Origin of the sequence: Pseudoalteromonas shioyasakiensis (assembly GCF_019134595.1) — a bacterium.
In the GTDB taxonomy this organism is placed as follows: domain Bacteria; phylum Pseudomonadota; class Gammaproteobacteria; order Enterobacterales; family Alteromonadaceae; genus Pseudoalteromonas; species Pseudoalteromonas shioyasakiensis_A.
In genome coordinates this window covers 1025769-1036792 of sequence record NZ_CP077770.1, presented here as the reverse complement: position 1 = coordinate 1036792, position 11024 = coordinate 1025769, and the positions used below count along the sequence as shown (strand labels likewise).

Sequence of the window (11024 nt, the reverse complement as noted above, 5' to 3'; positions counted from 1 at the left end):
ACATAATAGTTAAAATTGACGGGCTAAAGCCCGACCTACGTGTTGCTTTGTGGTTTACATAAGCATCGCGCGAAATAAATTTCACGCCTACGGGTGAGCTTACAACTCTTTATTTTCAATCTGTTAGTTTTAGTTTACCCACAAAAAAGCCGCGGTGATGGGCGTACCGCGGCTTTGCCTAACTTGAAAAATTAGTTTGCAGGATTACTTCCAGCTTTTCATCTTATGGCCTTTTAGGGCGTAGAATAAAATGAATACATAACTTGGGATCATCACAATGTAAGCGCCTTGTGCGCCTAGGCCTGCTACGTTTCCTAGTCCGATTAATAATGGGCCGAGTGCACCACCAGCAATACCCATGATCAATAACCCTGATGCGGTGCCTGTTAAGCGGCCTAAACCAGCTAAAGCCAGTGGCCAGATTGCAGGCCAAACCATAGCATTAGCAAAGCCTAGTAATGCAATGCATAACAATGGGTCTGGTAATTGTGGGCCACCAAATGGCACTAATAATAGGTTTGAAATAATGAACGAGTCATTGCTACCAAGCACCACTAACATCACGGTGATAATACCGGCAATACCCGACATTAATAACGCCGTTTGTTGGCTCATAAAGCGTGGAATAGTCAAAATACCAATCGCGTAACCAATCAACATACACGCCATGGTGTAAGAGGTCATAACTGAGTAGTCAGCAACGCCAATTTGTAAAGCGTACGAGCCAATAGTGTCTGCTGCAATAACTTCAACAGCTACGTATAGCGCAATACCCACTACACCTAAAACTAAGTGAGGGTGTGCTAGGGTTTCTTTTATTTCACCTTTACCGTTTGATGTTTCGTCTTCATCAAATACTAAATCAGGTAATGGTGCAAATTTCGCAAAGGCAGCAAATAACATGATTAAAGCAGCAATCAACACATAAGGCATGATAAGGCTATTTGCCATAATGTCTTTTTGCTCTTGCGATAATTTACCTGCACCATCAACAACACCGCTTACTACTACAGCAGCAAAAATCACAGGCACAATAACACCCGCAAATTTGTTTAATAAGCCCATGATACACACGCGCACAGCGGCTGATTTCTCAGAGCCCATTTTCACCACGTATGGGTTAACAGCGGTTTGTAGCACGGTTTGTCCAACACCAATCATTAACTGTGCGAACAAGAAAATTTCGATCATTTGCAGTTTTGCAGCGGGAATATACATCAGCGCCGATAAAGCCATAATCGCACAGCCAATTGCCATACCATTCTTGTAACCAACGCGCTTGATTAACATGGCCGATGGGATACCGGCAACCGTTACCGCAATATAAAAAGAAGAGATGATAAACGAAGCTTGTAACGGCGAAAGCTCAAGCATTTGCTGCAAAAATGGTGTGATTGCACCATTAAGCCACGTTATACACCCTAAGATAAAAAACATTGAGCCGGCCAATACCATTGGCAGCCAGATGCTTTGTTTTGTGTTGTTGTCACACTCAACCGTTGCTTCCATAATTGTTCTCTTAGTTTAATTATTTTTATTTGGTTGGAAACTAGTATACAACTCAACAGAGCTGTTTAATTTCCATACCAATCACAAAAATTTAATCATACACTAACAAAAATGACAGCGCTATCATTTTGCGTTCATATAAGTGCAAAAAAGCCGCAGCCAATTGCTTAGCTGCGGCTTTAACTAAGTAGTAACAACTAGTTAGGTGTTATTTACCAATTGCTTCTTTTGCGAACAAATGTTTAATTGGGCCAAGGTTGTCTACAAGGCTTAAACCAACACCACGTACAAGTTTTTTCAGTGGGTTAGCGCCTGCAAATAACTCCTTTAAGCCTTGCATCATAGCTATGTGCTTTTGTGCATCAAGCTTACGAGTACGTTCATAATCACGCAGCATGCGTGCACTTGCAAACTCGCCTTGCTCATTACTTAAAAGCTCAATTAAATAAGCGGCATCTTTGAGGCCTAGGTTCATGCCTAAACCAGCTAATGGATGAATAGTGTGCGCTGCATCGCCCATTAATACCACTTTGCCCGACACCCACTGCTGGGCATAACGCATCTTAAGTGGAAACGCCATGCGCTCACTTTGCACTTCACATAAACCACACTGACCATCGAGTGCTGCCATAACCGCTTTATTAAAGTTGTTATCATCAAGCGCTAAAAGTGTGTCGCAATGCTCAGGGCTTGTTGACCAAACAATTGAGTGCGTATGTTTATCTGGCAAGGGTAAAAACGCCAACGGCCCGGTTGGTAAAAACACTTGGCGTGCCGTGTTGTTATGCTCATCAGCGGTTCTAACCGTGGCAACAATGGCATGGTGGTCATAGTCTTTAAAGGTAATTGGCATGTTGAACTGCTTGCGAATAACCGAGTTAGCCCCATCAGCCGCCACTAATAATTTAGCAATTACAGGCTCGCCGCTTTCAAGAGTAATAAACACGTCAGAGTCGGTTTGATGAATTTGCTGATAGCGGGTTTCGAACAGTAAAGTAGCATTACTTTGCTTTTCAAGTTCACTAATTAAAGCGTAGCGAATAATGTCGTTTTCGACGATATGACCGAGCTGCGGTAAGTCGAGATCGTTATGATCAAAATGAATCTTACCAAAGCTGTCTTGATCACGTACATCCATCGAGGTATACGGTGTAGCACGTTGTTTAATGATCTCTGGCCATACATTTAAAGACTCGAATAAGCCCTGACTAGCTAAGCTCAATGCGCTCACGCGAAGTGCATAATCATCACCCGGTAAGGTTTGATTTTTACTCGCGTCAATCACCACAACGCTGATATCTGCTTTTGCTAAACCAAGTGCTAGCGTAAGGCCTACACAGCCACCACCGACAATACAAACTTGTGCTTGTTTCATATCCGTTTACCTTGCTTAACCTGACCCATAAGCTGTTTTGCCAGCGGGGTTTTTAACGAGGAAAATAAATCCATTGAGAAAAGGCCAATGCTGCGACCAAGCGCAAGCAATCGTGATGAGTTAGAGAACAAACGCACTAGGCTGTCTGTGAGTGTCATCACGGTCGTAATATCTTTATTGCGAGTTTGGCTGTAGTAACGGGTAAAGGCGTAATCACCAAGGTCGCTTCTATTTGCCATATCACACAGTAGTTGCACATCACGCAGACCTAAATTAAAGCCCTGCCCGGCAATTGGGTGAATAGCATGCCCAGCATTACCAATTAATACTGTACGGTGGCTGCTCAGTGATTCTGCTTTACCATACACAAGCGGATAACTTGCACGCATACCCACTTTACTAAATGAGCCACCGCAATAACCAAATGCTTTTTGCAGCGCAGCTAAAAAGGCATCGTCTTCAAGTGCCATATGGTGCTCAATTTGCTCAGGCTCCATACACCATACCAGTGAGTATCGATTGTTACTCATTGGCAACAGTGCCATTGGGCCGTGCTCGGTAAAACGCTCAAAGGCATGATGATGATGACCACCAGCTACTTCGATGTTAGCAATAATCGCCGCTTGCTGATAAGCGCGAGTATTAAACTCTATATTAGCTAGTTTACGGCTTTGCGAATGAGCACCATCGGCAATCACCACAAGTTTTGCGCTTAACTGCTCGCCCGAGTTTAGCGTGATGATGGCACAGTCGCTTTGGTATTCAAGCTTGGCAACCGTATCTGGGCAAAACAAACTAACATCAGTACGAGTAAGCTGCTGATGAAGGCTGCGCCCAAATGGGTTCACTTCGACCACATAGCCAAGGGCATCATGACCATATTCTTGGCAATCAATATGCGTTTTACCGAAATGACCACGATCAGATACGGTTACTTTTTCAATCGCTGCTGCAAATGTCGCATGGCAATCAAAGGCATTGATTGATTTTAAGTACTGAACAGACTGCTGAGCCAGCGCAATGCTTCTATCATCAAAGCTTGGGTGATAGTCTGCGCTTACTTCATTTGCTTCAATTACAGCGATTGATAACTGATTATTGCTCTGTTTTAGGCCCAGGGCACAACTTGCACCCGCCATTCCACCGCCGATAATGACAACATCAAACTGCTTTGCCACGCTTGCTCCTAGCCTATGTTTGCTTGCATCACTGCTTCAATGTCACTAACGGTTTTAGGAACCGAAATGGTCAGGTTTTCATGGCCATCTTGAGTGACAAGTAAGTTATCTTCAATACGAATACCGATGCCTTTATATTGCTCTGGCGCTTTTGCATCTTCGCTAATATATAAACCCGGCTCGATGGTGAGCACCATGCCCGGCTCAAATACACGTTCTTTTTCATCAAGCTTATATTCGCCAACATCGTGCACATCTAACCCTAGCCAGTGGCCAAGACCATGCATGTAAAACGCTTTGCACGCTTGGTTTGCCATTAGCTCATCAAGCTCACCGGTTAAAATGCCTAAGTCAATAAGCCCTTGCGTTAATACCGTTGAGGCTAATTCATTGGCTTTCGATAAACTACCGCCCGGCTTTACTTGGCTGAATGCTGCTTCTTGAGCTGCTAATACAATGTTGTAAAGCGCCGCTTGTGGTTCGCTAAACTTGCCATTGATTGGGAAAGTACGTGTGATATCTGCCGCATAACCTTCAAGTTCACAGCCAGAATCAATTAACACTAAATCGCCATCTTTTAGCTCAGCGTCATTTTGTGTGTAGTGCAAAATGTTGGCGTTGTCGCCACTGCCGACAATCGTGCCATAAGCAGGATGACGGGCACCATTCATTGCATAATGGTGGTGAAGCTCTGCTTCTAATTGGTATTCAGTTGCGCCAGGTTTGGCAAACTGCATAGCGCGAATATGGCCTTGCGCACTAATTTCGCAAGCTGTGCGCATAATGTTTAATTCTGCGTCAGATTTAAACAAACGCATTTCATGCACTAAACCACGAATATCTTTAATGGTATGTGGTGCTTTATAGCCTTTTTTAGGTGCGCTGCGAAGTGTGTTTAATAAGTCCCAAACCTTTGCATCGAAATTTACGTAAGTGCCTTGTGCATAAAATAAAATCTGCTGGCCGTTCACCAAATCTAATAATTGTTCATCTAGTTCACTAAGTGGGCAAGTTGCGTCGAATAAGTACTCAGATTTAGCTTTTTCGAAGCCAATTCTCCGGCCATGCCAAATTTCAGCTAGTTTATCTTTGTTACGGCAAATAAGCGTACTTGGTGTATCGCTCGACGGGCAAAGCACTAAAACCGCATCTGGTTCGTTAAACCCAGTTAGATAGAAAAAGTCACTGTCTTGGCGAAATGCATATTCAGTATCACGGCTGCGTGTTACTTCTCCTGCCGCAGGAATAATAGCCACGCTATTTTTATCCATCATCGCAAGCAAGCGCTCGCGGCGGGCTTTAAATTCAGCTTTATCGATTGCAATAGACGACATGCTAAACCTCTGTAATTTGATTAGTGAAGGGTCTTTTTAGTGCTTTTTCCTACTGGCTCTTTACCTAGCTCAGCAAAACATAACAGCGCAGAAACACGCACATACTCAATCACTTCGTGCAGAGCTTGGCTGTCTTCTTCGGTCTCTTCAAACATGGTGTCTAGGCGGGTAATTTCACTAAAATCGCTGATCACTTCTTTCACATCAGCAGATAACTTGCCGTAATCTTTTTGTTTTAAACCAAAACCAAGCATAAAACCCGATACCCAAGATACTAAGCCATTGGCTAAATCGATCAGTGTTTCGTCGTCGCTTGGTAAAAATAGGTCAAACTGAAATTCTTCATCACTAAAGCTGGCAACAACCTGAGAATACACATCAGCAAAAAATGCTTTTAAATCTTTACTAAAAGCTTGGCCATCGTTGAATACATCGCTTAGTAAACCTAAGTATTCGTCGGCTTCGATATTGATGCCACAGGCTAATAAACCACTGATCACACCATGGGCTTCGGCTGGTGCGACAAAAATTTCATTCTTTTCTAATAACAATTGGGCTTGTTGGTAATCAGGTAACGTGCTCATAACTTTTTCTTTGTTCGGCTAAGTAACGCCATGCTACCACTCGATAAATCGCAACTCCAATTAATTGTATGATTGAGGTCAAAAAGCAATCTGAAAAGTAAATAAGCAGTTAAAGATGGGGAAAAACTACCCGAACGATCCGCTTTTTTTGCTTCTATGGTTTAAGGATTGGAACTTGTCTTATATACTGAAGGTGTTCCCTAGGGTGCAGGAGCTTGGTTAAGTCCCTGAGCCGATAAATTTTATGTTAGGGTTTCTGTTCGTCTACTATTGTGCAAGCTCGGCATGTACCGAGAAGCCTACGGTAAACCGCAGATCCCCGCCCTGAAACCTCAAGGTTTCAGGACTGACACCGGGCACCGCATACTTGGGGAACACCATCAATCTATCAGCTATCAGCTATCAGCTATCAGCTATCAGCTATCAGCTATCAGCTATCAGCTATCAGCTATCAGCTATCAGCTATCAGCTATCAAAAATCTTCCATGTAGTTTTTCTTTTATACAAGAGCTTATTACTCTTATTCGCGCGAAATAAATTTCACGCCTACGGTATCGGGTTTAGCCATAGCAATGTGCGGGCACAATCTAACTTTACTCTTTCCCCTTGCTAACTCGCTAACTTGTTTGTTTTTCTGATAGCTGACGGCTGAAAGCTGATAGCTTCTGTGTGCTGGATTTCACTTCGCTCTACCCAACACACATGCTTTTAACCTATCGCCCTCTACTTAAACCATCCCTGAAAGCGCTCCATTAATAGATAATTAACTGGCACTAATAGCAAGGTGATAAGCGTTGCGAAGATAATTCCAAAGCCAAGGCTTACCGCCATTGGAATAAGGAATTGTGCTTGCGTTGCTTTTTCAAATAACAGCGGCATTAAGCCAATAAAGGTGGTTAAACTGGTTAGCATTACTGGGCGAAAACGTGCCGCACCGGCAAGCTTAACGGTTTCAAGTAAATCGCCGCCCTCTTCACGCTTCTTATTGATAAAATCAACCAATACCAATGAGTCATTCACTACAACACCTATCAAGGCTAACATGCCAAGCAAGCTCATAATGGTTAACTCCATGCCCATTACCCAGTGACCCATTACCGCACCTATCATGCCAAACGGAATAACACTCATCACAATTAATGGCTGCAAATATGATTTAAACGGTATCGCTAATAACGCATAAATAATAAAGAATACAAACACGAGGCCCCAAGCGAGTGAACCAAATGACTCACGCTGCTCTTTGGCTTCACCTTCTAGTGTGTAATCAACACCTGGGTATTGCACCATGAGCTCATCTAAGTAGGTTTTTAAGTCTGCTTGCAGCACCGTCATATTGGTATTTGATTTTTCAACATCAGCTGTGACATTCAATGTTCGATAGCGGTCAATACGGTAAATTGAGGATGGGCTTTGCCCCGGCACTAAAGTAGCCACATGCGACAATGGCACAGTACCACCAGCAGGTGTTTTAATAAGTATATCTTTTAAGTCTGCAACCGAGCGACGCTCTTCAATCGGTAAGCGTACCATTACCCGCACATCGTCGCGCCCACGTTGAATGCGCTGTACCTGCGCACCAAAGAACGAGTTACGCACTTGCTGCGATACATCAACACGGTTTAATCCAAGCGCTAACCCCTGCTCTGTCAGCTCAATTTGCAACTCTTCTTTACCATCTGACATGCTATCGGCTATTTCGTACACAGTTGGATACGTCGATAAACGTACTTTAACTTTTTCAGCAACTGCTTCGAGGGTGTCGATTGAGCTACCACTTAGCTGTACATCAATAGGGCTAGATGTTCGGCCAAACTCAGCACGGAAAGTGACACTCTCTGCTCCCGGTATAATACCGATAAGATCACGCCATTCGCTGGCAAGTTCTCGTGAGCCTATATCTGATTCACGCTTTTCTGCTGGCATGATCTCAAATCTAACACTACCGGTATTTGACGAACCACCACGGCCACCTGTGGTTGCCAAAATATTTAGAATCACACTTTGACCGTCTTCATCGCGGTATTTATCTTGTAACTCTTTTGCCTTGTCTGACATTTTAATGACGTATTTATTGGTCACTTCAAACGGTGTTCCGGCAGGGAAAGTTACGGATGCACGTACAGTTTCACTTGGAATACGCGGGAAAAAGGTAAATTTAGTCCAACCACTTGTGATCAAGGTAACAATAATTACAAAAATCCCAACAAATAAGCTAACCGTAGCCATTTTATTCTTTAAAGCTAGATTCAATAATGGTTGGTAATACTTCATTATTGCGTGTTCAAAGCCATCGGCAAAACGCTGTTGAAGGCGCTCTAGTTTCGATGGTTCGCCCTTTTCATGGCGTAACTTTAAGTATTTTAAGTGTGCTGGTAATACAAACTTAGACTCAATCAAAGAGAACAGTAAAACAGGAATAACTACTACTGGAATTTGTGCAAATATAGCGCCTCGAGCACCTTCAATAAAAGCGAGAGGTAAAAATGCCGCAACAGTCGTGAGAACACCAAATGTTACCGGAGTTGCCACCTCTTGCGTTCCACGAATAGCGGCTTGCTCACCACTTTCGGCTGTTTTTAGGTGGGTGTAGACGTTTTCACCGGTCACAATGGCATCGTCAACAACAATACCTAGCACCAAAATAAAACCAAATAAGCTGATTACATTAAGTGTGATACCAAATATTGGCATCATTAAAAACGCGCCCATGAACGACACAGGGATCCCAATAAATACCCAAAATGCTATAGCAGGACGCAAGAATAAGGTGAGAAGCGCAAGGACTAAAATCCCGCCCTGAATTGCGTTACTAGTAAGCGTTGCTATTCGGCTTTTTACAACTTCTGAGTCATCATCCCAATAACTTAACTCAAACCCTTCCGGTAGTTGGCTTTGATGCTCAGTAATATAGTTTTTTACCGCATCAGCAACTTCAATCGCACTTTGCGGACCAATACGATACACATCAATAAACGCCGCTTGTTTACCATTAAATCGAGTACGCACTGGGGTTTCTTCAAAATCATCGCTAATACGGGCTATGTCACCTAAACGAATAATAGTGCCATCAGCTTGGTTTTTTACCACTATGTTAGCAAATTCGTCTTTGCGATAAGCTTGACCTTTTGAACGAATGAGTACATCCCCCCCTTCGGTTTTTAAGTTACCAGCTGAAACATCTGTACTTGAATTGCTAATTGCTGAAGAAATGTCCGATAAGCGTAAATCGTATTGGCGTAAAGTATCTTGACTTACTTCAATGGCAATTTCGTAATCACGCACTCCGCTTAACTCAACTTGAGTTACACTTGGCAAACGTAGAAGCTCATCGCGTACAGTCTCGGCGTATTCAAGCGTTTCTTTTTCACCATAGATACTTGAAACAGTCACGGCGATTACTTCGCGCTTCCACTCAGCAAGCGAAACAATCGGTTTTTCAGCATCGACCGGAAAGGTGTTAATTGCATCAACCCGACTTTTAATATCAGCTAACAGCTCTCTTGGATCATACCCAGTCTCAACTTCAATACTTACCGAAGAAGAGCCTTCAGATGAGCGACTAGTAATACGCTTTACACCTTCGAGATCTTGAACTGCTTCCTCTATACGAATCGATACGCCTTTTTCTACATCTTCTGGCGTAGAGCCGCGCAATGATACACTGACACTAATTCTGTCAGCTTCAAATGAAGGAAACACCTCAAGTGGTATTTGCGTCGAAACGCTAAATAACCCTGCTAATAAAATGCTGATCAGCAATAAGTTTGCTGCAACATGATTCTTTGTAAACCAAGCAATCATTATTGCGCTCCTTGCTCTTTAGGCGGCTGTTGATTGTTTGGGCGCTTAGCTTTTGCTCTGGTCGCTTGATACTCTTCGCTACCCATAACGGTAACTTGTGTACCAGAGCTCACTTGACCAAGCGGTGTAATCACCAAGTTATCGCCTGCAGTCAAACCATCAGCGACAACGGCTTGGTTAGCGTTTTGCCAAGCCAGTGAGATGTTTTTACGACGCAATACACCTTGCTCTTCAATATAAACGTACGTGCCTTGGTAAATTGCGCTGTTTGGGATCACAATGGCATTTTCAACCGCTGTGCCAGTAATTTGCGCTTTGATGTACTGACCAATTTTAATTGGGTATTGATTCGCAGAAGTGGCTTTGTAAGGGTCATTAATTTGTGCAACCACGTAAAGCTGCTGCGCACTTTCATCTATGGCCCCTTCGGTACGTATAACTTGACCTTGCCAATACTGTTTGCCAACGAGATCTGAGCTAAATTTAACGAGTGAACCGGCGCTATTTTTAGCGCCATCACGAAATTGCTCTGGTAAGTTAATGAACGGCAAATCTTTATTTTTGATTGGTAAGCGAATTTCAACACGGTCAATCGCATAAATGGTGGCAAGTTCCATGTTATTACTCACCACTTGGCCTAAATCTACGCTGCGGCTTAAAACTCGCCCCGCGTATGGAGCAGTGATTTTTGTACGCTCTAAATCAAGTTTGGCTTTTTCAAGCGTCGCTTGGGCAGACAATACACTTGCCTCGGCTGCTGCAAGTTGTGGCTTACGCAATACCAGGCTACTTGCTTGTTCACCCTTGCCTAAGCGCTCCCAATCAGTAATTGCTTGGCGACCACGAGCTTGCTCTTCAAGTAAGCTTTGCTCAGCGGTTAATAACGTCGCTTGTGCTGATTTTACTTCGGCGCGGTGATCTCTATCATCTAGTTGCAACAACACATCGCCTTTTTCGAAAAAACCACCTTCACGAAATTGCTCACTAATTTCGATAATTTGCCCTGAAGCCTGTGCGACTAGCATGCTTTGCGTACGTGGCTTTACGGTACCAAAACTATCAATCATCACTTGATAGGTTTCTGGTGTTAAGGTTTTAACAGCTACATTCACTTTTGCTTTTGGCGGTGAAGAAAAGCGGTTTGCTTGCGGCGGGTTGCCTTTAATAAACATGACAAGCAGTATCGTCACAACGATCACTACCAATGGAATTAAAATTTTACGTGTCTTGCTATTCATGA

Annotated in this window: 7 protein-coding genes and 1 other RNA gene; 1 reads left to right on the top strand and 7 read right to left on the bottom strand. The window is 43.3% G+C overall.

Annotation, left to right across the window (positions count from 1 at the left end; translation table 11 throughout):
• Window positions 1-204: 204 nt before the first annotated feature.
• From nagP to KQP93_RS04875, 5 genes are all read right to left on the bottom strand, one after another.
• Complete coding sequence (gene nagP / locus KQP93_RS04895; RefSeq protein ID WP_217876111.1) at window positions 205-1509, bottom strand: N-acetylglucosamine MFS transporter NagP; 1305 nt, start codon at window positions 1507-1509, stop codon at window positions 205-207.
• Between the two features lie 208 nt (window positions 1510-1717).
• Window positions 1718-2884, bottom strand: a complete 1167-nt coding sequence (locus KQP93_RS04890) for an FAD-dependent monooxygenase (protein WP_217876110.1) — start codon at window positions 2882-2884, stop codon at window positions 1718-1720.
• Window positions 2881-4062: a 2-octaprenyl-6-methoxyphenyl hydroxylase gene (gene ubiH, locus KQP93_RS04885; protein ID WP_217876109.1), complete on the bottom strand. Its 1182-nt coding sequence runs from the start codon at window positions 4060-4062 to the stop codon at window positions 2881-2883. Before ubiH ends, KQP93_RS04890 begins: the two co-directional genes overlap by 4 nt.
• 8 nt (window positions 4063-4070) lie before the next feature.
• Window positions 4071-5396 carry a Xaa-Pro aminopeptidase gene (gene pepP, locus KQP93_RS04880; RefSeq protein WP_217876108.1) on the bottom strand — a complete coding sequence of 442 codons (1326 nt, stop codon included), beginning with the start codon at window positions 5394-5396 and terminating at the stop codon, window positions 4071-4073.
• 20 nt (window positions 5397-5416) lie between these two features.
• Window positions 5417-5980, bottom strand: a complete 564-nt coding sequence (locus KQP93_RS04875; protein WP_217876106.1) for a UPF0149 family protein — start codon at window positions 5978-5980, stop codon at window positions 5417-5419.
• Window positions 5981-6174: 194 nt separating this feature from the next.
• On the opposite strand from KQP93_RS04875, the gene ssrS reads away from it, so the two are divergent.
• Window positions 6175-6358: non-coding RNA, 6S RNA (gene ssrS / locus KQP93_RS04870), on the top strand.
• A gap of 345 nt (window positions 6359-6703) precedes the next feature.
• Here the strand turns inward: ssrS and KQP93_RS04865 are convergent.
• Together KQP93_RS04865 and KQP93_RS04860 are read right to left on the bottom strand one after the other, a co-directional pair.
• A complete protein-coding gene (locus tag KQP93_RS04865) occupies window positions 6704-9784 on the bottom strand; it encodes an efflux RND transporter permease subunit (RefSeq protein ID WP_217876104.1) in 3081 nt (1026 codons plus the stop codon).
• Window positions 9784-11022, bottom strand: a complete 1239-nt coding sequence (locus KQP93_RS04860) for an efflux RND transporter periplasmic adaptor subunit (protein WP_217876102.1) — start codon at window positions 11020-11022, stop codon at window positions 9784-9786. The genes KQP93_RS04865 and KQP93_RS04860 overlap by 1 nt, the downstream gene beginning before the upstream one ends.
• Window positions 11023-11024: the final 2 nt, after the last annotated feature.